Genomic DNA, 22,922 nt, shown 5'->3' with positions numbered 1-22,922 from the left:
TATAACGGTGAGGTCTTGCCGGGCTATATGTTGGGGGGGGGGGGGGGGGGGGGGGGGGGGGGGGGGAGCGATCGTAAGCACTCAATAGTGTTCACCCTCTTAAAAATCAAGAGGATGAACTTTTGATTATTTTTAAATTTAACGATTTATAATGTATTATATAGCCATTGACGTTACATCATCCTAGCACCGTCGCTTCTTTATCTCGGGAGGTTTCAAGTGTTTCAGGATACATTCTGCCTCTATCTTATACAACTCTCCTATTTACTGGACAAACCATTCCGCATCCGCGTCCTTGTTCGCCTCAAAGGTCATGGCAAACTTATTGCGTACATGCGCCCAACAGAGTATGAACTCACAGTGAGGGGTCACCTCCGCCAAGTGCTTGTAAACCACATAGCCATCAGACTGTATGCTCCCGAGGAAACTTCCCAAGAATGTCTCTATGGGACGGCTGCCGCAGCTGTCATCCTCCTCGTTGTCATAGAAGAAATAAGTGACATTCTCCAATTTATTCACCAAGGCCCATACATACTTCTTATAATAATGACCCTACTTGGTCGCGTCTCCCCCATTGGCTAATGAGATCTTAGCGGGGATTAAGTTCTGATAATCCCTACAGCCATTAAAGATTTTATGGAAAAATGTCCCGATGAATACCCAGGCTGAACTCCCTTGTAACTTCACGGTTCCTATCACGCTATGATAAGTGGTAGCCATTTCAGCCCACCATCACTTCCATAATGTAGAGCGGTGTTTCGCCGGGTGGTCAACTTACAGATCGCTCATTCCGCTAAATTATTATCTAACAGTGCCGTTCAATTTGAATTCGAATAGATAAATATAGTTTGCTGTTTTAACAACAGCATCGGCACAACCTTTAGCGCAGATCAAACTACTCACTGCCTGTCCCCAAGTTCCCTCAATAAATCATTTAAAATATAATCGTCACTCATCAAATGAAGTCCATACTTGCTATCATGCAACATAGAATAAGTGCGCATATCATAGAAGATGACGACGCACCAATCCGACCTTTTCCAAACGTCTACGCATTTCCATCGGAGAGATACTCATTTCCTTGGCGGAGGCTTCTATGGCCATCACCGCAAAATGGATCTTATCTCCTATTTCTGCTTGTCGAGTATCCATGAGTCTTATATTTATCCTTCTTTATCTACAAATAAAATCACATTTACGATTTCCCCACACCTATCCCGATAATAATTCTTCACTTACCGCAGTTGTTCGCTCTCTTTCCGTTCCCGATTACGCTTAATCAGCCCATTCAAGCCTACATGCAATATACTCCAGCAAAAGAGGTTTAAGAAAAACAAATAGGTTATGTCAACACGCCATGCCAACGAGCTATTAAGCAGGATAAAGAAAGCGGAAATCGCAATGATACAAACCATCACTATCCGCACCCGCATCCCCGTGCGCAACAACTTATGATGAAAGTGATTCTTATCCGGCAAAAACGGATTCTTGTGCTCACGCAGGCGATGCAAGACCACACGGATCACGTCCAGCAGCGGAACCAGTACCGTAGAGAAAGCGATCACCATGTACGGGTTGGACAATGTCGGAGAGACCTCGTTCGTCACGCTCATGTGGATGATCAGGAAGCTGATCACGTAGCCCAGCGTAAGGCTGCCGGCATCCCCCATGAAAAGCTTATGTCCACGGTTGGCGTTACCGAACACGTTGTAGCACCAAAAGGGCATAAGGATACCCAGCGTACAGATCGCCAACAAGGCGTAAACATACTGCCCACGAAGAAAGAATATCACGCTCAAGACCGACAAGGCGATACAACACAGGCCCGAGGCCAGGCCGTCGATACCATCAATCAAGTTAATGGCATTTGTTATATATACCACGATAAACACCGTAAACGGCACCCCTACCCAAACCGGCACCGAGTAAATACCGAACAAGCCACCAAACGAGTCGAACCAGTTGCCGGATAGCACCAGCAGCAACGCAGCGGCGATCTGCACGGCGAACTTATAGCGGTAGCCTACACCGACCAGATCGTCGCAAACACCCACCAGATAAAGCAGCGTCATGCCCACGAACAGGAACAGGTACTCATAAAGCATATTGAATGACAAGCTCGAGGTGTCCATATCCCAAAAGTACAGACGAAAACCGATCACCAAGAACATCGACATCAGGATCACCGGAAAAAAGGACAGCCCACCCAGACGGGGAACCGGCATCGTATGTACCTTACGGGCGTCCGGGACATCATAGAGCCGTTTCTTATGGGAAATCACCAAGATCCTCGGGATGATCACCATGCCGAGCGATACGGCAAACAGGAAACCGAATAATAGAAACAAAGATGTTTGCATGATCCTAACGTATAAGATTAATTCTTTCCTCCATCCATCTTCCCCCGCATGTAAGCGATATACCGCTCCACGGCCTCGTGGGCCAGCCGGCGGAAACGATCCTCGTCATCCAGATGTTCCCAAAGGAGGTCCAACAGACGGACATAGATGCTGAAATGCATGTCTATACCTTTTTTAAAGCGTTATAGGTACTGCCGCCCATACCTCCGGTTACGCAGACGATGGATTTGGTCAGCTTGGTGACTTTCAGCAGCGTGTCGATGTAATCACCCAGACGGGGAAAGGATTGTTGTCGGTACATATGTGATAATCGTATTAATTTCTCTGAAATCCGTACGTGTGGGGATACGGCAGTCCCGATACCTCCCGGTCGTGCCACAACCGGTAATCTTCCGCAGGGAAAACGGGGACGGTCAATCGCTTATAATCCGGCTCGTCGATCCGCAAGATATGCTTGCGGGCGTACGAACGCAGCGAGCGATCCGTTACGGACACCATCACGACCGGAAACGGATACCCGAACAGGCGCATCGGCGTGGTCTCGCTGTCCGGGAACGCACGGCGTAACTGATAGGCCGAACGCTCGAAGGCGACCCAGTAAGGCCCCGTACAATACAAGTGCATGGAGGTATGGTTCGCACGCTCGCGCCCCATGATCTCGCACAAATGGTCGTTCAGCAACGCCACCAAACGAACGCCGGAAGGAAGGGTAGACATCAAATTTGAATTATGAATTTTGGATTATGATTTAAACTGTCAACTGCCACTTCTCAACTGTCAACCGATTCGTGGCCCAGCCATCTATCATAGTCGCCCAGCCGGCGGATCAAGGATAATTTACTTTTCTTAGGCGAGAGATCGACTTGCCAAGGATCCACTAGCTCGTGTGCCATGCGACGGTAGAGAGCGTTATCCGTACAGCCGTACAAGGTGACCAGCAACAGGGCACGGGATTGCGGTGCTTTCACGACAGGCAATAAGCCGCGCATCGTGTCGTGCAAGCGAACGAAAGCCTCCTCATCGCCCGACAGCTTATAGGTCGGGAGGAGCAACGCGCACAGCTTGCAGCGCATCACGTCTGTCTCCGCACGCAAAGAGGCATACCCCCGCAGTACCTCGCCGGCCAATCGTCGATCCTCCTCGCAGACACTGCCGGAAGCATGGTAACGTCCCAAGGCCTCGTGCAGGCCCTCCGACAGGCGGTCGTTGTCCAGATGGGTATAAACGTGCTTGCTCTTCGCGTTCAACTCGATCAACTCGTACTCACCCGCCTTCACCTCGAACAAGGGTACCCACATGCAATCCAGTATGCGCGCCATCACCTCCTTATGACCGCCGCCCGGCTGGATCACCACCTCGGCCTCCATCCCGGTAAAATAACCGGATGTTATGCGTACCCGATCCCCCTTCAACAAGCGGGTACTCTCCGGCACGTACACCGGAAGCTCGTTGGAGTAAGCCTCCGCCACCCAGCGCAAATTCGCCATCTCCTGATCCAAGAGGTGCGGGAAATAGGTCGTACTCCCGGAAGAGACACGGGGAAGGAAATTATACAAGGGGAGTGCCTGCTTCATGCGGAAGATTTCCTCTACCGAAGAACGGATAAACACGTAGTTGAACAGCAAAGGTCGCCTCGTGTTGACCAGCTTGCCACCCACCTTTCGTACCTCCACGTACGAGGGGGCGAAATACTCGAAAAGAGTCTCTCCCCGACGTTCCCGCCGGGAAAGCTCCACGTCCAAGCCTTTGGAGGGACTGATCCGGTCACGCCGTCCACCCGCGGCGGTAGGAAGCGTGAGCACGTACCAGCGCACGGCTTTCAAGTCATGACGCTTGCCGGCCTGTGTCAAGCCCCCCTTCGGGCGATCGTTTCTCAAAATACGCGTCGGCATGATTCTCTTTTCCCTAAGATATACGAGGAGTTCCCCTCTGATTAAACGACAATTCAAAGCCCTGCCAAGCGTACCCTATTTACGCCTAACACACAGCACTTTAAGTTTTCAAATATGGCATTTCTGAAAATTACCATACCTAGTGAATATTTAGCTACTCGGGAAGTAGCGTAAAAGGAGGTGAAAATTACCCAGCTGTAGAGACGGAGCGTGCTCCGTCTCCCATCGTCTGACGGTAATTTAAATACCATTTTGAGGAGATGAGACGGGGCACGCCCCGTCTCTACAGGGATACACACACAGGTTATGAGGCATGGTGGAATGATACCGGGAACAAGAGGTCGTTTCACCCGCGTCACCATGTCTATACGTTTAGGATAAAATGGGAAAATCAAAGAATCGAGAGGATCAAACGCCTACAATGAGTAAACAAGCGGATCTATTCGCTTGTTTTTAGTTATTTTTTACTATATTCGCAGCATGAAAGAATACGCTACTTCCCGAGTAGCCAATCTCTTACCCTACCTCGGATACCGGTTTATACACGCTCTCGAAGCAAGCCCGGTTCACCGCCGACAGACGTTCCAAGGAAAAGCTCTTCAAGTAAATTTGCGTGGTCTTGATAGACGTATGCCCCAACAGCTCACTGATCATCTCGATCGGTACGTCCTGTTCCTTCAAGGTCGTGGCGAAAGAGTGACGGATCGTGTACGAGGTGACCGGCTCACCCACACCACAAGTCTCCGCCAGCGACCTCAAGGCGCGGTTAAAGCGCAGCAAGGCGCCGTTGTATTCCGCATAGGCCGCCTCACCCGTTTTCTTCCCGCTCAGAAACGGGAACAGGTAAGGCGAGTCCTTGTCCGTGCAAACCGCCAACTCATCCAACAAGAGCCGTACATCGGCCGGGATCTCCACCCGGATGAAAGACCCGCTCTTCTGACGGTGGTACGACAAGACCCCGTCCTTGACATTCTCTTTCCGCAAATGGGCGAAATCCACGAACGCCATCCCGCTGAACGAGAACATCAGGCAAAAACACAGCTGGGTTCTCCGCATCTCCGGCTCAACTCTCGGAGTCCCCATCAACGAACGCAAGCTATCCAGAGGCAACGCCTTCTTCCGCTTGCTCTCCACGCCTGTAAACACCCCCTTGAACAGATTCGGGATATACGAAACCTCGCCAGCCTCCACCGCCAAGTTATAGATATGCCGGATTCGCCGCATATAGGTGGACACCGTATTGCGCATACAGCCCCGCTTCGACAGCCATGCCTGATAAAGCAAGAGCCTCTCTTTGTCTATATAGGCATAAGGGATTTCCTCCATCCCGCAAAAACACTTGAACGAGCGTAAAGCGTCCAGATAACTCTTCGCCGTGGAATAACGCCCCACCTCACGAAGGTGGGCTATATAAGCCAACATACCCCCCACCACGTCTTCTTTTTTCATATAAATCCTCCTTAAATCCTTGTTTATTCTGTTATCTTTTATTTAATCATGTCAACACCATTAACATTGGGACGAACTGTTCGTCCCGCACTTTATTTTATTAATCCGACCTTCACCGCCGTTAATCTTAAGAAAAAGAATACATGAAAAATGAATTTAAAATGTCCCTTTTCGCAGCCCCGATCTCACCGGTCAAAGATAGCCTAACGGGACGAGTATCACGACCGGCTACCGTATATCCCAGTCGAGAAGTCACCTTACAGGAGGTGGCCCGACTCATCACCGGCGATCCGGCCCTCGAACGCCTCACCCGGCAGCTCCGCCTCCCGCTTGAGACGGGTGACAAGGAACGATTCAGCGAGCTGAAACGGCAAACGCTACCGTATGTCACGCCTTGCGGGACTTTCTCCTACCGGAAAAGCGATCGGCTCCTAGCCCCGAGCGGATTGGTAGTAGTGGATGTAGACGGATTGGACTCTACCGCGGAGGCGGAAGCTCTCCGAAGACAGCTGTTCGACGATGCCTACCTATGCCCCGCTCTCTGCTTCATCAGCCCGAGCGAACGAGGCGTAAAGGCTTTCGTCCCCTATCCGGAACATCCCGGAAACGAGACACCCGCCTATATCTCCGAGCATATCCTAGGCGTAATGAACTACGTGGAATATGTGTATGGCGACGGAGAGACGCGAGGCTCCCAGAAAGTAGACCCGAGCGGCAAAGACATCGTCCGCTCCTGTTTCCTATGTCATGATCCCAACGCACTCTTTAGGATTTGAAATCATAACTCATAAATCATAAATTACATGTCAGACAGTTTATCCCGCTTAGTAGAAGCGGTTCGTTCGGCGGGTGTAGATATCGCCCCCGGATATTGTGAATACGTACGCTTGGCGTTTGCCATCGCCAACGATTGCGGCGAGGCAGGACGAGAAGGTTTCATCGCCCTGTGTTCCCTATCGGTGAAGTTTAACCGGGAGAAGGCCGAACGACTTTTCTCCAACTCCTTGAAAAAGGGAGACCACAGGATACACCTCGGTACGGCCTTCCACTTGGCCGAACTGGCGGGCGTACGCTTGGAGCCTCCAAGCCGCCCCCGCAATACGCACGCAAGTAATGCAAGTAATGCAAATAATGCAGCACCTGTTTCCCACACACGTGCGTGCGATAATAATGTAGAGACCGAGATCGAGGAGCAGGTCGATCCGTTCACCCACCTGCCCTTCTTCCCCGAGGGGCATGAGTGGCCCCGGATGTTGCGGCAGATCATGGCGTTCGGACAGAGCCGGGAGCAACGGGATGTACTCCTTCTGGGCGGGCTCACCACCTTGGGCGCCTCGCTCGCCCAGACGCTGCGGTTCCTATATGGAGGCAAATGGTTCTTCTCCAGTTTGCAAACCTTCGTCGTCGCTCCCCCCGCCTCCGGAAAAGGCGTGCTCGCGTGGACGCGAATGCTCGTGCAACCGATCCACGACGAGATCCGGGCGACCGTGGCGGAGGAGATGAAAAGGTATAAGAAAGAGATGACCTCCTTCAATTCCTTGGGACGGGAAAAGGCGAAAGCCGAGGAGCCGGAAATGCCTCTCAACCGTATGTTTATATTCTCCGGCAACAACACCGGTACCGGTATCTTGCAGAATATCATCGACTCGGGCGGCGTGGGGATCATCTGCGAGACCGAGGCGGACATGGTCAGCAACTCCATCGCCTCGGATTATGGCCATTGGAGCGAGGTGATCCGCAGCTCGTTCGATCACGACCCACTCAGTTACAACCGGCGGACAGACCGGGAGTATCGGGAGCTGCGGCACTCACACCTGTCGGTATTGATAAGCGGAACACCCGGGCAGGTGAAGCCGCTGATCCCTTCCAGCGAGAACGGATTGTTCTCCCGGCAAATGTTCTATTATATGCCCCGTGTACTTCACTGGATCAACCAGTTCAGCCTACAGCGGACCGACACGTCGCTGGAGTTCCAGAAATTGGGCAAGGACTGGATCGCTCACTTGAGAGAGATCCAGAAACTGGGGGTGATCTCGCTTCGCTTGACCGACGCGCAAATCGTCTCCTTCAACGAGGTGTTCCAAACCTTGTTCGAGCGCTCCCGGAAGGGCACCGGCAACGAGATGAACAGCTCCGTCGTACGGATGGCCATCAATATCGGACGTATCCTGTCGATCGTCGCCCTATTGCGAATAACAGGGGAATGCGAGGAGGCGGGAGACTTCGCCGCCAGCCTGCGCAAGTCGCCCCGGCTCACGCCAGACCCGCAGACCTGCGCCGACAACATCAAGGACGGGATCATCACCCGCTGGGATCTCTCCATCCAAGAGGATGATTTCCAAGCGGTCCTTTCCTTGGCCGAGCCTATGTACCTACACGCCGTACACATACTCTCGTTCCTTCCCGCCAACGAGGTGAAGAACCGGGGCATGGCCGACCAAGAACGTCTCTTCATCGCCTTGGATACGGATTTCACCTATCAATCCCTCTTGGAAGAAGCCGAGAAGCTGAAGATACCCAAAAACACCGCATGCAGTTGCTTGCAACGTTGGCAGAAACAGGGAATCGTCCGAAAGGGAGAAAAACGAGGGGATTATAAGAAAACATAATCCCTCTTCCTCCTCTTCTTTTAAGTATGTACGCACGTGTGTGGGAAAACAGGTACTGCACTACTTGCATTATTTGCATTACTCGCACGCCCCACACGTACACCGGCATCGCCTCACGCCTACGCCCGTACAGGGCCACGCCGATATACGTGTGGGCTAACGTCAATATACGCATGAAGCGATGCCGATATACGCATGCGAAAGCGAACGTGGAAGATCCTCGTTCAAGGACGGCCCAAATAGCGAAAGATCAGTTCCACTTGCAGGGAGGTGAAAATCCGTTGCCGGTTTTGGTAGCCTGTCTCATCCAGCTCATGGCTGAGCTTCTGATGATGCCGGACCCATCCCGCCAAGCGGTTGAGGGCGGAACACGGACTGATATCGGGAGCATAGGCCATGGCCAACTCCCGTTTGCTATAAGGGCGCACCGGCCACTCATCCAGATATTCGTTGTTTGTTTGCATAAAATAGGTGTTTTTCAATTCATTTACAGGAATAAAGATACTGAAAAAGTACGAATCCGGCAACGATCCGATCCACTAATATTCATCTTTTATCACCTTATATACCCCGATTTCACACCGCCTCTACGAGACTCATTCCGGAGGAAACCGGAAGTCGTACATTCGTAATCGAAAACAGATCGATCCCATTTTCAATTTTCAATTTTTAATTTTAAATTATCAAAACTATGGCATTAAATTACAGTGTGGCCCTTCGGCCCAACCCTTTGAAGAAAGACGAGCCGGCGAAAGCGTACGCCACGGCACAGATCAATGGAGAGCTGTCGCTCAAGCAACTGAGTCGCCGGGTATCCATGCAAACCACCGTCAGCCGTGCGGACGTGGTAGCGGTATTGATCTCCACCGTCGAGAACCTGCTCGATGCCCTCCAAGAGGGAAAGCAGGTGGATTTCGGCGATTTAGGCAAATTCCGTCTACAGATACTCAACGAGGGGGCGGAGAGTCTTGAGAAATTCACATCTACAAACATCACCGGTGTCAACATCCAGTATATACCGGGTGAGGACCTGAAGAACATCTTCGCCGGACTGGAGTTCCAGCCGGTGGCCAGCCGCAAGGCTCAGCAAGCCGTGCTTCGTGCGGAGAAGGCCGGGGAGACCTCTGTCGATATCAGCAAGAAGCCCGCTTCCGGAGGGGACGACTCGGAATCGCCTGACGAGATCTAGCGTGTCACTTTTGGCTTGTACCCAATCGGTATGTCACTTTTGGCTTGACCCAAAAGTAACCAAAAGGTCAAGGCTGACGCTGACGGGCTACTCGTCGGCCTTCGCTCGCTGTCGCATCCCAACTCGCTACGCTCAAACAGGGATGCTCCGGGCGCTCGCTACGGTCTCTCCGCTTCACGCCCGTCCGCTGAGGCCGTCCAAAGGAAAGCTCCGCTTTCCTCTTATATCGTCCGTGATATCATTATTCATTGTTCATTATTCATTGTTCACTATTAATTATCAATTATCATGAAGAAGTCTGTTTGGAGTACCATTCTCAAAGTGATCATCGCTGTTGCTACCGCCATTGCGGGAGCCTTCGGCCTGCAAGCTTGCCAATTGTTTTAGCAAGCCTCCCCCACCCGTTCCCACTCCCTAAAGAAGACAACCTCCCCCAAAGAGGACACCCTCTACCCAGAAGGACAGTCTTTCTCAAGGGGCCGGCCTCTCCTCAAAGAGCCGGGAACGGCTCTCCCTCCGGCCTTAGCGGGCGGGCGTAAAGCGAGGCGGCCGAAGTGAGCGACAGGAGCGTCCCTGTTTGAGCGAAGCGAGTTGGGACGCGACAGCGAGCGAAGGCCGACGAGTAGCCCGTCCGCGTCAGCCTTGAACTTTTGGTTACTTTTCTTTCAAGAGAAAAGTAACACACAAACTAAAAAAAGAATAAAAATGAAACAATATTGCTTTTACCAGAATTACAGGGAGGTTCGCCTCCTTGTAATTCATTGCAGCGCAACACGGTACGACCGGAATTTTCCCGTGGAAGCGCTTCGAAGCGCACACAAGGATCGTGGGTTCGCCGACATCGGCTATCATTACTATATCACCCGGGATGGCGAGCTGCACCGCTGCCGGCCGGAGAACCAGATCGGGGCACACGCCTCGGGCTGGAACGATCACAGTCTGGGTATTTGCTACGAGGGCGGATTGGATGAGCGAGGTCTTCCCGCTGATACCCGCACCTACGCCCAGCGTTGTACCCTGCTCGATCTCTTGCGGCAGCTACGCCGTGATTACCCGTCAGCGCATATCCTGGGACATTACCAACTCAGCCCCTATATCCGCAAGGCTTGCCCCTGCTTCGACGCGGAGAAAGAATATGCGGAATTGTATTAGGCTTCGTGATATTTGAATAGGCAACAGATTTTTTCGTATGTTTGCGGACAATATAGAAAATAAACAAAAAGATACGACATGAACTACTACGAACTTAGTTTCACATACACCTCTCCTATCGAAAAAGAGATTATCAATGACGTGCTGGCCGCCGAGTTGGGGGAAATCGGTTTTGAGAGCTTTACGGAAAGCGAGAAGGGTTTGCTGGGATATATATCCGAGGCTTTATACGACAAAAAGACATTGGATGATAAACTGGCCGACTTTCCGCTAGAGAATACCCGGATCGATTACACCTCCAAATGGGTAGAAAGCAAGGACTGGAATGAGGAATGGGAGAAGAATTATTTCAAACCCATCCGGATCGGAAGCGAATGCATCATCCGTGCCTCCTTCCACGAGGCGGAGCCCGGCTATACATATAATATAATAATAGACCCGAAAATGGCTTTCGGCACCGGCAATCACGAAACGACTTATTTGATGATAAGTGAGATGCTGAAACTAGACCTAGAAGGCAAGGAGCTACTGGATATGGGATGCGGCACAGCCGTGCTGGCCATCTTGGCCCGGCTGAAAGGGGCGAAACGGGTAGCGGCCATCGACATCGACGAATGGGCTTATAACAACGCCCTAGAGAATATCCGCCTGAATCATACCGAAGACATACAAGTTGCCTTGGGCGGCGCCGAGAAAATCAAGGAATTCGGACTATTCGACATCGTCTTTGCCAATATCAACCGGAACATCCTCCTGAATGACATTTGTCAATATACAAACAGTATGAAACAGGGAAGCATCCTATTTATGAGCGGCTTTTATGTAGAAGATATCCCGGCGATAGAAGCTGAATGTCAGAAAAACGGGCTGAAATTGGATTCTTATAACGAAAGAAATAACTGGGTTGCCGTGAAGGTCTTAAAAGGATAACTTTTTTTAACAACAAAAGTTAAGACAAGGATAAACCTTAATCCAAATAAATACGTTATCTTAGTGGAAACTTCTAAAAAGAAAAAGTTATGAAAAGCGTAGATTCAAAATTATTACTTGGCCTTGTAGTAGGCGCGGCTGTTGGTGCCGCTGTAGGTTATTTGGCAGCGACAGATAAGAGAGAACAATTACTGGAAGAATTGAACGGTGTTGTCGGAAAAGTAAAAGAAGGTTTTAACTCCGCTCTTGCCAAATATAAAGAAGGAAAGCAAGAAGTAGTACAGGCAACAGAAGAAATCGTAGCTGAATAAGCTTTGTATGGAGAAAGATTCAGGAACAGTCTTCCGTGAGCTGAAAGAAGATGTATCGGCTTATGTGGAGTTAAAACTTGAGCTCCTAAAGTTGAGTACATATGAGAGAACGGGTAAAGTCATAGCCGTTCTCTCATATGGCTTGATATTATTGTTTTTGGCATTCTTCGCCATCTTGTTCATATTCTTGGCCTTGGGCTTCTTCCTAGGGGATTGGCTCGGCTCCTCCGGGTTCGGATTCGGTATCGTGGCGGTCTTGTACCTGCTACTTATCGGCATTATAATAATGAATAGGGACAGGATCAGCACAAAAGTATTAAATGAGGTAATAGCCGCCATGACGGCGAATGACGATAAAAATAATGCGACAAACGATGAACAACCAGCAAACCCCACTGGAGAAACTGATTTCTGACAAAGAACGCATACAGAGACAATGTAAGCGGCAGGAACAGAAATTGAATGAGGATTTCTCTTATATACAGGAGAACGCCGGAAGTTTGTTGTTATCCGGACTATCGTCTCTCCTTTTCCCTAGCAATAAGTCAACGACAAAAACAAACGACAAGAACACAGCTCCCGTAACGGCCGGACAACCCTCCATCGCTTTAGGGATCTCAGACTATTTATCCATAGCGAAAGGTATGATTCCCATCGCTTGGGATCTCGCTCAACCATTTATTATGACGTGGGGAATCAAAAAAGCGAAAAAATGGTTCTCAAATCTCTTATTCAAGAAAAAGAAATAACCTCCAACAATTAATTTATGTTAGAGGGCAGTTTTTTTCTCGCTATATTATAAGGCTCAATACAAAAAACATGACTACATTTGCAGTCGTTAAAGCAAGGATAAAATGAATATCTACTCCTTGCGATGGATAAGAGATAAAAATAAAGACTTATTATTAATAAACCCATAAAAAGTTTTATTACAATGATCAAACTAGGTATTAACGGTTTTGGCCGTATCGGACGTATGGTGTTCCGTGCTGCAGTTGCTAACTTTGGCAACGATATTCAAGTTGTAGGTATCAACGACCTTTTGGATGCTGATTACTTGGCATACATGTTGAAATATGACTCAGTACACGGTCGTTTCGACGGCGAAGTAGCTGTAGAAGACGGCGCTTTGGTTGTAAACGGTAACAAGATCCGTTTAACTGCTGAGATGGATCCTGCTAACTTGAAATGGAACGAGGTTGACGCTGACGTTGTTGTTGAGTCTACTGGTTTCTTCTTGACAGACGAGACAGCTCGCAAGCACATCCAAGCTGGCGCTAAGAAAGTTATCATGTCTGCTCCTTCTAAGGACGCTACTCCTATGTTCGTTTACGGTGTTAACCATACAACTTACGCAGGTCAAGACATTATCTCTAACGCTTCTTGTACTACAAACTGCTTGGCTCCTATCGCTAAGGTTTTGAACGACAAGTTCGGTATCGTTAAAGGTTTGATGACGACAGTTCACGCTGCTACAGCTACTCAGAAGACTGTAGACGGTCCTTCTAAGAAAGACTGGAGAGGTGGTCGTGGTATCCTTGAGAACATCATCCCTTCTTCAACGGGTGCCGCTAAGGCTGTAGGTAAAGTATTACCTGTATTGAACGGCAAATTGACAGGTATGGCTTTCCGTGTACCGACTTCTGATGTTTCTGTTGTTGACTTGACAGTAGTTCTTGAGAAAGAGGCTTCTATGGCTGACATCTGCGCTGCAATGAAGGAAGCTTCTGAAGGCGAATTGAAAGGTGTTCTTGGTTATACTGAAGACGCAGTTGTTTCAACTGACTTCCGTGGCTGTGCTAACACTTCTATCTTCGACGCTAAAGCTGGTATCTCTTTGGATTCTAACTTCGCTAAGATCGTATCTTGGTACGACAACGAGTGGGGTTATTCAAACAAAGTTTGTGAGATGGCTCGCGTTATCGCTGGTAAGTAATTTATTACCACTCTACATAGAAAAGGCTATCCTCTTTGAGGATGGCCTTTTTTTTCGTACGTTTGTATCATGAAATCATATGAACTTATCACGATTCTAGGGCCTACGGCTTCCGGAAAGACGACCTTCGCCGCCGCTCTCGCCGCCCAGTTGGATACGGAGATCATCAGCGCTGATTCCCGGCAGATCTATCGTTCTATGGATATCGGGACGGGTAAGGATTTGGCCGATTACAACGTGAATGGAAAACAAATCCCCTATCACTTGATCGATATCTGCGAGCCCGGCTATAAATATAACGTATTTGAGTATCAGCATGACTTTTTCCGGGTCTATGAGGATATGAAGCGGAGGGGTAAACTCCCGATCTTATGCGGAGGAACCGGGATGTACATAGAGGCCGTATTAAAAGGATATAAGCTATTAGACGTGCCTCAAAATCCTGAGCTAAGGGAATCCTTGAGGAATAAAACCTTGGAGGAGCTGGAAACCATCCTCGCCTCTTATAAGATATTACATAATAAAACGGACGTGGACACCGCCCAGCGGGCTATCCGTGCGATCGAGATCGAGGAGTATTATAAGACTCAGGCACCAGACGTAAATGAATATAATCCGATCAACAGCCTGATCATCGGTATCCACATCGACCGGGAATTACGTAGGGAAAAAATATCCAGACGCTTGCGGACCCGGTTGGACGAAGGAATGGTGGATGAGGTTCGTACGATCTTGGCTACGGGTGTTAAACCGGAGGACTTGATCTATTACGGATTGGAATATAAGTTTCTTACTTTATATATTATCGGGGAGCTTTCTTTTGAGGAGATGGTCTCGCAACTCGAGATAGCGATCCATCAATTCGCCAAGAGGCAAATGACTTGGTTCCGGGGCATGGAACGCCGGGGTTGCGAGATTCATTGGATAGACGCCACCCTACCGACCGAAGAAAAAATAGCGACAACAATGCGAATTCTAAATAATCAGCTATGATAACAATAAACGATCTAAATAAAAGCGAGAACTTCTTCTTGATGGCAGGTCCTTGCGTAATCGAGGGGGAAGATATGGCGTTACGTATCGCCGAGAAAATAGTGGGTATCACGGAAAGACTGCATATACCCTATGTATTCAAAGGCTCCTATCGGAAAGCGAATCGCTCCCGTCTGGATTCTTTTACGGGCATCGGGGATGAGAAGGCGTTAAAGATCTTACGGAAGGTGGGCGAGACGTTCAATATTCCCACCGTTACCGACATCCATGAGACAACGGAAGCTGCCATGGCCGCCGAATATGTCGATGTCCTTCAAATCCCGGCTTTCCTATGCCGCCAAACGGATTTATTGGTAGCGGCGGCCGAGACCGGGAAGATCGTCAATATAAAGAAAGGACAGTTCCTTTCGCCGGGTGCCATGCAATTCGCCGTACAAAAGGTAGTGGACGCAGGAAATGATAATGTCATGATCACCGAGCGGGGAACGACATTCGGCTATACCGACCTTGTTGTCGATTTCCGGGGTATCCCGCAAATGCAAACATTCGGTTTCCCAGTCATTATGGATGTAACCCATTCCTTGCAGCAACCGAACCAAACCTCCGGCGTGACCGGTGGATTGCCCGCCCTTATCGAGACGATAGCGAAAGCCGCTATAGCCGTAGGCACGGACGGCCTGTTTATAGAGACCCACCCGGAACCAAGCCAAGCCAAATCCGACGGGGCCAATATGCTAAAACTGGATTTATTGGAAGATCTTTTGACACGTTTGGTACGTCTACGCCAAGCGATCCTATAAAAAATAAGGGGCCCTTACTAAAAAGGCCCCTTTATTTCTTATTTTTACGATCAATAATCTAATTATCCCATCTTGCTGATCTTCTTCAACCGATCTTCATCTATCAACTTAATCTTTCTACCGTCTAAAGCAATGATACGTTCCGCCACAAAGGTGGACAACGTGCGAATAGCATTCGATGTAGTCATATTAGATAGATTTGCCAGATCTTCACGAGCCAAATAGATGCTTAACGTAGCACCGTCTTCTTCCAACCCGTAACTATCTTTCAGGAATAACAAAGATTCAGCTAATCGCCCACGAATATGTTTTTGCGTAAGGTTAACCGTACGTTCATCCGAGATACCGAGATCAATGGATAATTGTCGGATGAAAAACATAGCCAAATTCGGATTGCTCATTAAAAGGCCCGTAACCACTGTCATAGGAATCATGCAAACCGTAGAAGCCTCGAATGCGGAAGCGTTCGTCAAGTAATCTTCTTGAGCGAAACTAGCCCGGTAACCAAAATACTGCACAGGCTTAATCATTCGGATAATCTGGCTTCTGCCACCTACTCCATCCTTGTAAATCTTCACTTTACCCTTTAACAAGCACATCATGTCCTTTGGTTCGTCGCCCTCGCAATAAATCAACTCGTTACGTTTGAAATGCTGGATCGTCGAATTACTACGGAGGATCTCACGTTCCTTATCGGTCAGAACCCTCCACACCTCTGATAAACTGGCCGATAAATCGACCTCTTCTTTTTGCTGTTTAACCACGACTGCTATATAACATACTTATGAAGCACAAATATACGATTTTTCTTTTGAAAAAATAAAAACTTTTGTACGATTAATTACACCATATTGTAACATTTTACTTTCTTTCACGTCTAAACTGAAATTTATTCATTATGTTTGTCTGGAAAGAATGTAAAATCGTTGAAAAAGTTATATTCGATACTTACCTTGATTTTAATCTCTATAAGTATTTTCGCAAAGAGCACTGATACTTATAGTGATAAGATCCTGTCTTTTGGCAAGGGGAATCGAGAAACGAGAGAACGGGCGGACTCGATCATGCACCTTGTCATCGAAAAAGCGGCCCAATACCAAAATACGGTATCGAAATACGAGGCTGAGATTTATATCAAAGGACGTACAGAAATTTTAAAACAAAATATGTTAATACGTCTCGCCCATCATATCTTTCCTATCGACCGGAAAAATAAGGATATGCTTTTTGAAATGGTCTGTCAATCTAAATTTAACGCCCCGCAGAATTATCTTCATGATCTAAAGGCGGTCAACGGAAACAGCATACCCAACGGGAAAAAGCAGCAGGAGGCCTTGGCCTTCTTGAATTTGAACGTATACTCCCCTACCGCTTACGATGATGCTATCTTCATGCCGATAGCTAGCAACGCTTTTAAGTTTTATACGTTCAACTTGGAAGGGCTGGAGACTATCAACGGCTTGACGATTTACAAAATCCGTTTCCTACCGAAGCAATGGAGCCAGAAATTGGTATGCGGGGATCTATATGTCATCGACCAGTCATGGACGATCGACAAGATCGATATGAACGGTCGTTACTCTTTCGCCGAATTCAACCTAGTCATGAGCTACGGACGGGATTTCAGACGGTTCATCCTACCCGAGAAGGCGGATCTATTCCTCCGATACAGGGTATTGGGAAACGCAGTGGCAACCACCTACCATTCTTCCTTTAAGTATCAGGAAGTGGAATGGGTGGAGGAGGACAACGAAAGCCATAAATGGAAATCCTTGGACCTGACCAATTATTACAAACTCTCGTCCGATACGGTTCCTATTATCAGGGATTCCACGTATTGGAATATCCATCGTGACAATCCCTTGAGTCCGGATGAAACCCACTTATATAGTAAAGCCCAAGAGCAGAATATAAGTAAAATCGATACGGCCGATGATCTCCAGAAGTACGTTAAGCTAACGGAGCAGTTGACGAATACGGTCAATATGGATTATAAAACGACCCGTATTAAATATTCCGGCTTTCTAAATCCGTTCCAATTGGGTTATTCCGCCCGTAACGGCATCACTTACAAACAGCGATTCCGTATCAGCAAGACATTCGCCCGTGACAAACAGATTCGTTTCCGTCCGGAGATTGGTTACGTATTCAAGCGCAAGCAGATATTTTTCAAGGTCGGAGGCGATTGGGAATACTCGCCGCAGAAACGGGGAATCTTATCGGTAGAAGTAGGAAACAGTAATGAGAGTTATTCTTCCGAGATCACCCAAAAGATCAATGAGGAATTGAAGGATTCCACCTTCAATTTCGATGATTTAAACCTTGAGTATTTCAAACATTACTATGCGGAAATAAAAAACTCCATCGAGTTATTCAATGGGTTTCAATTAACAACAGGCATCTCTTACCATCGCCGTATCCCCTCTAAAAAGAAAGTGGCGATTGATCCCGGGGATGATGTAGAGGAAATACTTAGTCAAAATTATAATGACTTTACGCCCACGCTCGGTTTCTCCTATACCCCCCGCCAATATTATCGCATGGACGGATACCGGAAGGAGTATGTCTATTCTTACTATCCCACGATATCAATCGAAATAGCGAGAGGTATCCCCGGAGTCGGGAAAAGCTCAGGAGATTACGGACGTATAGAGGCGGACGTGCATCAAAGCCTTATGCTTGGCCTGTGCAGACGATTGAACTATCATATCAGCGCCGGTCTTTATACACAACAGAAGTCTACCTATTTCGCAGACTTTAGGTATTTCACCCGCAGGAATTTCCCCGATACGTGGGATGATCAGATTGGCGGAGTCTTCAATCTACTGAAAGGCGAGTGGTTCAATGCCTCCGATAAGTATATACAAGCACATTTCATGTATGAAAGCCCTTTTATCTTATTTAAGGTTCTCCGCATCAACTCCACGAAAAAGTTCATGCAAACGGCCTCACGCTATATCCTCTCCGAACGCTTTTATTGGAGCCAGCTATGGACACCGGTCTTGCCTAGCTATACGGAAGTCGGATACGGGATCGGGAACCATATCTTTAATATCGGGATATTCGCCGGATTCGATCGCTGGCATTACCAAAGCATGGGATTCAAGTTTGCCTTCGAGTTATTTCAATGAATCGATAGTGGGCGGGCTACCAATATCCCTTTACAGCTCTTTATCCCCTCGGCGTAATCTCGTAAGGAGGATGCTTGGATGATTCCCTTTTTAGCGGAAGAAGAGGCATGGATAAATGTCAGTTGTCCATCCTTCCAATAGGCGATCCCGACATGCGTCACGTCCAGCCCCTTGATAGAAGTAACAAAACAGAGGATATCGCCATTCTTGATTCCGGACGAACATTTCTCGATCTCCTGTTTAGGCACATAATAATGAGGACGTAGGTTTATCTCCTTTTCCTTATCGGCCATCCTTCGAACTCTTTCCGGATGGTTCTTCAGTTGCTTATAGCTATCCGGATGCGTAGAGATAAAAGATAAATCCAAAGGTAGGGAGGCACCACCGATTTCCCTCCCCATATCTTTCACGATTCCTTTTCGCTCATTCTCATAGAACCAGTCCGTCATATAATGCAAACGATCTGTGTAATCCCCTATCGTACCCTCTCTGTACCGGAGCCGTTGTAGATTCTCACAGAAGTTCTCAAAGGTAGTTTTTTCCTCTCGCAGGGTACGGGATAAAGCCAATACGGTCTCCGCGAATGTGGTGCAATCCAATTCCCGCAGATTGACCACCAAGCCCTCCGGCTCCTTTTCCAAGGTAGAGGCGACATAAGGAGTCCCCCGGAAGAAAAGGGCGGTATGGATCATTAGCTCGTCTAGGGGTAACGACTTCTTAGGTTCCATCTGAGTACAATACCGATCGAAAATAGCACGATCCTCATCCGTACAATACAATTTACGGGATGTATGCTCTTGGGCGTTCACTAAAAACACCATACATACACACACCCAAAAACCGAGCAGTAGCATTCCCCTTCTCATAAGCTAATCCTTTTTCGTTTTCAGTAAATCCTCCAATTTCACCAGCTCGTCACGGAATTGGGCAGCCTCGATGAAATCCAGTTTCTTCGCCGCCTCTGTCATCTGTTTGCGAGTCCGCTCGATCGCCTTCTCAAGCTGCGTACGGTTCATGTATTGCACGACCGGGTCCGCTACCAAGCTTGGTTCCGGCTCTATATAAGCGTAAGGCTCCGCCGTTTGTTGTTTCTCGGCAAGCATGGATACACTGTTTTTCATGACTTGCTTCGGAGTAATGCCATGCGCCTCGTTATAAGCCATCTGTTTCTCCCGCCGGCGATTGGTCTCGTCCATGGTCTGTCGCATACTCGCCGTGATCTTATCGGCATAGAAGATAACCTTTCCGTTCACGTTTCGGGCGGCACGTCCGGCTGTCTGTGTCAAGGATCGGTGGGAACGCAAAAAGCCTTCCTTATCCGCATCCAAGATAGCGACCAACGAGACTTCCGGTAAGTCCAGCCCCTCGCGTAGCAGGTTGACACCGATCAGCACGTCAAACAGGCCATTCCGCAGGTCGTCCATAATCTGTACCCGCTCCAAGGTATCTACATCGCTATGTATATAGTTGCATCGTACCCCCATGCGGGTCATATACGTAGTCAGCTCTTCCGCCATACGCTTGGTCAAGGTAGTCACCAAGACTCGTTCGTCTTTTGCCGAGCGCTGCGTGATCTCCTCCATCAAGTCGTCGATTTGGTTTAATGAAGGACGGACATCGATAATCGGGTCCAGCAGGCCTGTCGGACGTATCACCTGCTCCACCACCACTCCCTCGCTCTTTATCAACTCGTAATCGGCGGGAGTAGCGCTCACATAAATGCCTAGAGGCGTCAACGACTCGAACTCATCGAAGGTAAGCGGACGGTTATCCATCGCCGAGGGCAAACGGAAACCATACTCCACCAAGTTTTTCTTCCGGGCATAATCCCCGCCATACATCGCACGAATCTGCGGGATCGTCACATGGCTCTCGTCTACGACTAGCATGAAGTCTTTCGGGAAATAGTCCAACAGGCAGAAAGGACGATCTCCCGCCGCGCGTCCGTCGAAATAACGGGAATAGTTCTCGATACCCGAGCAATGCCCTAGCTCCCGGATCATTTCCAGATCAAACGTGACACGCTCATACAGGCGTTTCGCCTCGAAGGGCTTACCGATCTCCTTGAGGAAATTCACCTGCGTCCCCAGATCCACATCGATCTGACCGATCGCCGTATTGATACGCTCTTGGGTGGTCACGAATAAATTGGTAGGATAAATATTCAGCTCATCTTGCTCATCATACTCCTCGCCTGTCAACGGATTGAAAGAGGAGATGCGGTCTATCTCATCATCCCAGAACTCGATACGGTACGCCATGCCGTCGAAGGTCTCGATCGCCGGGAAAATATCCACCGTATCGCCATTCACACGGAAACAGCCGCTTTTGAACTCCAGCTTATTATTCACGTACAGGGCGTCTACAAACCGGCGCAACAACTTATCCCGGTCGATACGCATACCCCGTTCCAGATGCGTCACTTTCTCGGCGAAAGCCGTAGGATCCGCCATACCATACAAGCAGGATACGGATGAGACCACGATCACGTCCTTACGACCCGACAATAAGGAAGCCGTAGCCCTCAAACGCAGCTTATCGATCTCCTCATTGATCGCCAAGTCTTTCTCTATATAGGTATCGGTAGAAGGTAGATAGGCCTCCGGTTGGTAATAATCATAATAAGAGACAAAGTACTCTACCGCATTATTGGGGAAAAACGCTTTAAACTCACTGTACAACTGGGCGGCAAGCGTCTTATTATGACTGAGTATCAAGGTCGGTCTCTGAACTTCCTTTATCACGTTAGCGATCGTAAACGTCTTACCCGAACCGGTAACACCTAAAAGTGTCTGGAAAGGAACGCCGTTCTTGATCCCTTCCGACAATGCCGCAATCGCCTCGGGTTGGTCACCCGTGGGACTGAACGAAGACGATATTTCAAAATTCATTCTTTATCCGATCTGTTGTTTAGGCATTATCAACCATAATATGACGTAAAGCAGTATACCGAATCCGGCGAAAAGAACCATCAATACCCATACGATCCGTACGATCGTCGGATCGATATCCAAGTATTCCGCAAGACCGGCACAAACGCCACCTATCATCTTATCATCCGAACGAGTCAATCTTTTCTTCTCTTCCATTATCCTCTATTTTAACAATTAGACAGTATACACGCAAAGATAATTTTTTCCTTCTAATAAAATAACAACTCCAGTCGATAATTCTTACAATTACGACAATGCCCATTGCAGGCTCTTTATAATGGGCATTATAAAGCACTTACAATGGGCATTCAACACCGCTTACAATTGCGGTTAAGCAGCCTATCGTTCCAGCAACTCTTGCAAATATTTACGAGTTTGGATCACATAATCATGGCGAGTACCATTCAGCTCACATTCAATTGTTATAGCGCCCTTGAATCCTTGTTTTTTCAACTCAGCGATCACAGCAGGGAAATCTACATCGCCCGTAGGGATCGGTACCTCACGGCCCAGCTCATACGGATTGCCAGGATCCGGATACTTGCCATCCTTCGCATGGAACTCCTTAATCAAGTTACCAAACAACTTGACCGCATCCAAGGAGTTCGACTTGCCATACATTAGTAAATTCGCCAAATCACAATTGATAAACAAATTACCCGTACCGATATCCCGGATCGCACGAATTAAAGTGATAGGAGTCTCCTGCCCTGTCTCGAAATAAATCATGACATTACGCTCCTTCGCATAAGTAGCCAAGCCACGCATCACCTCGATGAAATCCTTATACTGCACCGAAGACGGATCCTCTGGAATAAATCCAAAATGCGAGTGCATAGCCGGAATACCTGCCTGCACACAAAAATCGATCATTTTACGGTATACGTCCAACTTCTCGGAACGCTCATCAGTAGGTACCAGGCCGATCGTGGCCGGTCCTTGACGAAAATTCCACGTACTTTTACTTCCCGGCACACCAACCAACGTAGTTACCCGGATCCGATGCTTCTTGGAAGCGGCCTTCACCTGCTCCGCCAATTCCTTCGTAAATCTTTTTTCACTATAATTTAACTCACAAGAACCAAAGCCCTGCTCATGCAGGTCTTTGAAGCTCTTGTCTATATCGCATACATCATATTGGATGACACCGATCGTGATCTGTTCCTGCGCCTTCATGACTGGACCAATCAAGGCCATAGCCACCGCGCACGTCCATATATAATTCCTAATGCTCATA

General features: G+C 48.4%; 26 protein-coding genes and 3 pseudogenes. 14 read left to right on the top strand and 15 right to left on the bottom strand.

Going from position 1 to position 22,922, the window contains the following annotated elements:
• Window positions 1–264: 264 nt before the first annotated feature.
• From DW033_RS07390 to DW033_RS07355, 9 genes and pseudogenes are all read right to left on the bottom strand, one after another.
• Window positions 265–528, bottom strand: a pseudogene (locus DW033_RS07390) (transposase); the annotation flags it as partial.
• Window positions 529–552: 24 nt separating this feature from the next.
• Window positions 553–809 (bottom strand): annotated as a pseudogene (locus DW033_RS24870) (IS66 family transposase); the annotation flags it as partial.
• Between the two features lie 199 nt (window positions 810–1,008).
• Window positions 1,009–1,152: pseudogene (locus DW033_RS07375) on the bottom strand (DUF3791 domain-containing protein); the annotation flags it as partial.
• An 83-nt stretch (window positions 1,153–1,235) separates the two neighbouring features.
• Window positions 1,236–2,360: an MraY family glycosyltransferase gene (locus DW033_RS07370; RefSeq protein ID WP_122297363.1), complete on the bottom strand. Its 1,125-nt coding sequence runs from the start codon at window positions 2,358–2,360 to the stop codon at window positions 1,236–1,238.
• A 17-nt stretch (window positions 2,361–2,377) separates the two neighbouring features.
• Complete coding sequence (locus tag DW033_RS24630) at window positions 2,378–2,521, bottom strand: hypothetical protein (protein WP_008774046.1); 144 nt, start codon at window positions 2,519–2,521, stop codon at window positions 2,378–2,380.
• 2 nt (window positions 2,522–2,523) lie between these two features.
• On the bottom strand, window positions 2,524–2,661 hold the full coding sequence (locus DW033_RS24625) for a hypothetical protein (RefSeq protein WP_172618146.1): 138 nt from the start codon (window positions 2,659–2,661) through the stop codon (window positions 2,524–2,526).
• A 14-nt stretch (window positions 2,662–2,675) separates the two neighbouring features.
• A complete protein-coding gene (locus DW033_RS07365) occupies window positions 2,676–3,077 on the bottom strand; it encodes a hypothetical protein (protein WP_122297362.1) in 402 nt (133 codons plus the stop codon).
• A 53-nt stretch (window positions 3,078–3,130) separates the two neighbouring features.
• On the bottom strand, window positions 3,131–4,252 hold the full coding sequence (locus tag DW033_RS07360; RefSeq protein ID WP_122297361.1) for a transcriptional regulator: 1,122 nt from the start codon (window positions 4,250–4,252) through the stop codon (window positions 3,131–3,133).
• 516 nt (window positions 4,253–4,768) lie between these two features.
• Window positions 4,769–5,701 carry a site-specific integrase gene (locus DW033_RS07355; RefSeq protein ID WP_122297360.1) on the bottom strand — a complete coding sequence of 311 codons (933 nt, stop codon included), beginning with the start codon at window positions 5,699–5,701 and terminating at the stop codon, window positions 4,769–4,771.
• A gap of 143 nt (window positions 5,702–5,844) precedes the next feature.
• Here DW033_RS07355 and DW033_RS07350 point away from each other — a divergent pair, with 143 nt between their 5' ends.
• Window positions 5,845–6,477, top strand: coding sequence for a BT4734/BF3469 family protein (locus tag DW033_RS07350; protein WP_011965952.1), 633 nt, complete (start codon window positions 5,845–5,847; stop codon window positions 6,475–6,477).
• 27 nt (window positions 6,478–6,504) lie between these two features.
• Window positions 6,505–8,310, top strand: a complete 1,806-nt coding sequence (locus DW033_RS07345; protein WP_122297358.1) for a DUF3987 domain-containing protein — start codon at window positions 6,505–6,507, stop codon at window positions 8,308–8,310.
• Window positions 8,311–8,534: 224 nt separating this feature from the next.
• On the opposite strand, the gene DW033_RS07340 is transcribed toward DW033_RS07345, so the two are convergent.
• Window positions 8,535–8,774, bottom strand: coding sequence for a DUF4248 domain-containing protein (locus DW033_RS07340; protein ID WP_034527861.1), 240 nt, complete (start codon window positions 8,772–8,774; stop codon window positions 8,535–8,537).
• A gap of 227 nt (window positions 8,775–9,001) precedes the next feature.
• Between DW033_RS07340 and DW033_RS07335 the strand changes: the two genes are divergently transcribed.
• The 11 genes from DW033_RS07335 to kdsA all read left to right on the top strand — a co-directional run bounded on the left by DW033_RS07335 (window position 9,002) and on the right by kdsA (window position 15,621).
• Entirely contained in the window at window positions 9,002–9,499 is a 498-nt protein-coding gene (locus DW033_RS07335) for an HU family DNA-binding protein (RefSeq protein ID WP_122297357.1), read from the top strand.
• Between the two features lie 10 nt (window positions 9,500–9,509).
• The gene (locus DW033_RS25305) at window positions 9,510–9,791 is read left to right on the top strand and encodes a hypothetical protein (RefSeq protein ID WP_122382630.1); all 282 of its coding nucleotides are present in this window, start codon (window positions 9,510–9,512) and stop codon (window positions 9,789–9,791) included.
• Window positions 9,788–9,886 (top strand): smalltalk protein, encoded by a 99-nt coding sequence (locus DW033_RS24480; RefSeq protein WP_005861849.1) that lies wholly within the window; start codon window positions 9,788–9,790, stop codon window positions 9,884–9,886. The genes DW033_RS25305 and DW033_RS24480 overlap by 4 nt, the downstream gene beginning before the upstream one ends.
• Before the next feature lie 318 nt (window positions 9,887–10,204).
• A complete protein-coding gene (locus DW033_RS07320; protein WP_121960995.1) occupies window positions 10,205–10,651 on the top strand; it encodes an N-acetylmuramoyl-L-alanine amidase in 447 nt (148 codons plus the stop codon).
• A 78-nt stretch (window positions 10,652–10,729) separates the two neighbouring features.
• Complete coding sequence (prmA, locus tag DW033_RS07315) at window positions 10,730–11,581, top strand: 50S ribosomal protein L11 methyltransferase (protein WP_121960996.1); 852 nt, start codon at window positions 10,730–10,732, stop codon at window positions 11,579–11,581.
• 89 nt (window positions 11,582–11,670) lie between these two features.
• Window positions 11,671–11,892, top strand: a complete 222-nt coding sequence (locus DW033_RS07310) for a YtxH domain-containing protein (protein WP_005861840.1) — start codon at window positions 11,671–11,673, stop codon at window positions 11,890–11,892.
• 7 nt (window positions 11,893–11,899) lie between these two features.
• Window positions 11,900–12,307, top strand: coding sequence for a phage holin family protein (locus DW033_RS07305; RefSeq protein WP_005861838.1), 408 nt, complete (start codon window positions 11,900–11,902; stop codon window positions 12,305–12,307).
• Window positions 12,267–12,641 carry a hypothetical protein gene (locus tag DW033_RS07300; protein ID WP_005865964.1) on the top strand — a complete coding sequence of 125 codons (375 nt, stop codon included), beginning with the start codon at window positions 12,267–12,269 and terminating at the stop codon, window positions 12,639–12,641. The genes DW033_RS07305 and DW033_RS07300 overlap by 41 nt, the downstream gene beginning before the upstream one ends.
• Before the next feature lie 185 nt (window positions 12,642–12,826).
• Window positions 12,827–13,828 (top strand): type I glyceraldehyde-3-phosphate dehydrogenase, encoded by a 1,002-nt coding sequence (gap, locus tag DW033_RS07295; protein WP_005861834.1) that lies wholly within the window; start codon window positions 12,827–12,829, stop codon window positions 13,826–13,828.
• 69 nt (window positions 13,829–13,897) lie between these two features.
• Window positions 13,898–14,821 carry a tRNA (adenosine(37)-N6)-dimethylallyltransferase MiaA gene (miaA, locus tag DW033_RS07290; protein ID WP_005861832.1) on the top strand — a complete coding sequence of 308 codons (924 nt, stop codon included), beginning with the start codon at window positions 13,898–13,900 and terminating at the stop codon, window positions 14,819–14,821.
• Complete coding sequence (gene kdsA / locus DW033_RS07285; RefSeq protein ID WP_044545592.1) at window positions 14,818–15,621, top strand: 3-deoxy-8-phosphooctulonate synthase; 804 nt, start codon at window positions 14,818–14,820, stop codon at window positions 15,619–15,621. The genes miaA and kdsA overlap by 4 nt, the downstream gene beginning before the upstream one ends.
• A 62-nt stretch (window positions 15,622–15,683) precedes the next feature.
• Here kdsA and DW033_RS07280 read toward each other — a convergent pair whose 3' ends face one another.
• Window positions 15,684–16,334, bottom strand: coding sequence for a Crp/Fnr family transcriptional regulator (locus tag DW033_RS07280; protein WP_369799702.1), 651 nt, complete (start codon window positions 16,332–16,334; stop codon window positions 15,684–15,686).
• A gap of 213 nt (window positions 16,335–16,547) precedes the next feature.
• Here DW033_RS07280 and DW033_RS07275 point away from each other — a divergent pair, with 213 nt between their 5' ends.
• Window positions 16,548–18,752, top strand: coding sequence for a DUF5686 family protein (locus DW033_RS07275; RefSeq protein ID WP_121960997.1), 2,205 nt, complete (start codon window positions 16,548–16,550; stop codon window positions 18,750–18,752).
• On the opposite strand, the gene DW033_RS07270 is transcribed toward DW033_RS07275, so the two are convergent.
• The 4 genes from DW033_RS07270 to DW033_RS07255 all read right to left on the bottom strand — a co-directional run bounded on the left by DW033_RS07270 (window position 18,746) and on the right by DW033_RS07255 (window position 22,921).
• Window positions 18,746–19,618, bottom strand: a complete 873-nt coding sequence (locus DW033_RS07270) for an N-acetylmuramoyl-L-alanine amidase-like domain-containing protein (protein ID WP_122144285.1) — start codon at window positions 19,616–19,618, stop codon at window positions 18,746–18,748. The genes DW033_RS07275 and DW033_RS07270 overlap by 7 nt on opposite strands.
• 3 nt (window positions 19,619–19,621) lie before the next feature.
• Entirely contained in the window at window positions 19,622–21,643 is a 2,022-nt protein-coding gene (uvrB, locus tag DW033_RS07265; protein ID WP_121960999.1) for an excinuclease ABC subunit UvrB, read from the bottom strand.
• Between the two features lie 3 nt (window positions 21,644–21,646).
• The gene (locus DW033_RS07260; RefSeq protein ID WP_005865954.1) at window positions 21,647–21,841 is read right to left on the bottom strand and encodes a PspC domain-containing protein; all 195 of its coding nucleotides are present in this window, start codon (window positions 21,839–21,841) and stop codon (window positions 21,647–21,649) included.
• Between the two features lie 183 nt (window positions 21,842–22,024).
• Window positions 22,025–22,921, bottom strand: a complete 897-nt coding sequence (locus tag DW033_RS07255) for a sugar phosphate isomerase/epimerase (protein ID WP_005865953.1) — start codon at window positions 22,919–22,921, stop codon at window positions 22,025–22,027.
• Between the last annotated feature and the right edge of the window lies 1 nt (window position 22,922).

Origin of the sequence: Parabacteroides sp. AF39-10AC (genome assembly GCF_003635405.1) — a bacterium.
Classification (GTDB): Bacteria; Bacteroidota; Bacteroidia; order Bacteroidales; family Tannerellaceae; genus Parabacteroides; species Parabacteroides distasonis.
This window is presented reverse-complemented; position numbering and strand designations above follow the sequence as displayed.

What these genes read in the sequence shown, in the direction of transcription:
- DW033_RS07310 (WP_005861840.1), top strand. Translation starts at nt 11,671, where the DNA reads ATGAAAAGCGTAGATTCAAAATTATTACTTGGCCTTGTAGTAGGCGCG.
- DW033_RS24630 (WP_008774046.1), bottom strand. Translation starts at nt 2,521, where the DNA reads ATGCATTTCAGCATCTATGTCCGTCTGTTGGACCTCCTTTGGGAACAT.
- uvrB (WP_121960999.1), bottom strand. Translation starts at nt 21,643, where the DNA reads ATGAATTTTGAAATATCGTCTTCGTTCAGTCCCACGGGTGACCAACCC.
- DW033_RS07335 (WP_122297357.1), top strand. Translation starts at nt 9,002, where the DNA reads ATGGCATTAAATTACAGTGTGGCCCTTCGGCCCAACCCTTTGAAGAAA.
- gap (WP_005861834.1), top strand. Translation starts at nt 12,827, where the DNA reads ATGATCAAACTAGGTATTAACGGTTTTGGCCGTATCGGACGTATGGTG.
- DW033_RS07350 (WP_011965952.1), top strand. Translation starts at nt 5,845, where the DNA reads ATGAAAAATGAATTTAAAATGTCCCTTTTCGCAGCCCCGATCTCACCG.
- DW033_RS07305 (WP_005861838.1), top strand. Translation starts at nt 11,900, where the DNA reads ATGGAGAAAGATTCAGGAACAGTCTTCCGTGAGCTGAAAGAAGATGTA.
- DW033_RS07365 (WP_122297362.1), bottom strand. Translation starts at nt 3,077, where the DNA reads ATGTCTACCCTTCCTTCCGGCGTTCGTTTGGTGGCGTTGCTGAACGAC.
- DW033_RS07340 (WP_034527861.1), bottom strand. Translation starts at nt 8,774, where the DNA reads ATGCAAACAAACAACGAATATCTGGATGAGTGGCCGGTGCGCCCTTAT.
- DW033_RS24480 (WP_005861849.1), top strand. Translation starts at nt 9,788, where the DNA reads ATGAAGAAGTCTGTTTGGAGTACCATTCTCAAAGTGATCATCGCTGTT.
- DW033_RS07270 (WP_122144285.1), bottom strand. Translation starts at nt 19,618, where the DNA reads ATGAGAAGGGGAATGCTACTGCTCGGTTTTTGGGTGTGTGTATGTATG.
- DW033_RS07360 (WP_122297361.1), bottom strand. Translation starts at nt 4,252, where the DNA reads ATGCCGACGCGTATTTTGAGAAACGATCGCCCGAAGGGGGGCTTGACA.
- DW033_RS07320 (WP_121960995.1), top strand. Translation starts at nt 10,205, where the DNA reads ATGAAACAATATTGCTTTTACCAGAATTACAGGGAGGTTCGCCTCCTT.
- prmA (WP_121960996.1), top strand. Translation starts at nt 10,730, where the DNA reads ATGAACTACTACGAACTTAGTTTCACATACACCTCTCCTATCGAAAAA.
- DW033_RS07355 (WP_122297360.1), bottom strand. Translation starts at nt 5,701, where the DNA reads ATGAAAAAAGAAGACGTGGTGGGGGGTATGTTGGCTTATATAGCCCAC.
- miaA (WP_005861832.1), top strand. Translation starts at nt 13,898, where the DNA reads ATGAAATCATATGAACTTATCACGATTCTAGGGCCTACGGCTTCCGGA.
- DW033_RS07255 (WP_005865953.1), bottom strand. Translation starts at nt 22,921, where the DNA reads ATGAGCATTAGGAATTATATATGGACGTGCGCGGTGGCTATGGCCTTG.
- DW033_RS07260 (WP_005865954.1), bottom strand. Translation starts at nt 21,841, where the DNA reads ATGGAAGAGAAGAAAAGATTGACTCGTTCGGATGATAAGATGATAGGT.
- DW033_RS07300 (WP_005865964.1), top strand. Translation starts at nt 12,267, where the DNA reads ATGAACAACCAGCAAACCCCACTGGAGAAACTGATTTCTGACAAAGAA.
- kdsA (WP_044545592.1), top strand. Translation starts at nt 14,818, where the DNA reads ATGATAACAATAAACGATCTAAATAAAAGCGAGAACTTCTTCTTGATG.
- DW033_RS07345 (WP_122297358.1), top strand. Translation starts at nt 6,505, where the DNA reads ATGTCAGACAGTTTATCCCGCTTAGTAGAAGCGGTTCGTTCGGCGGGT.
- DW033_RS07370 (WP_122297363.1), bottom strand. Translation starts at nt 2,360, where the DNA reads ATGCAAACATCTTTGTTTCTATTATTCGGTTTCCTGTTTGCCGTATCG.
- DW033_RS24625 (WP_172618146.1), bottom strand. Translation starts at nt 2,661, where the DNA reads ATGTACCGACAACAATCCTTTCCCCGTCTGGGTGATTACATCGACACG.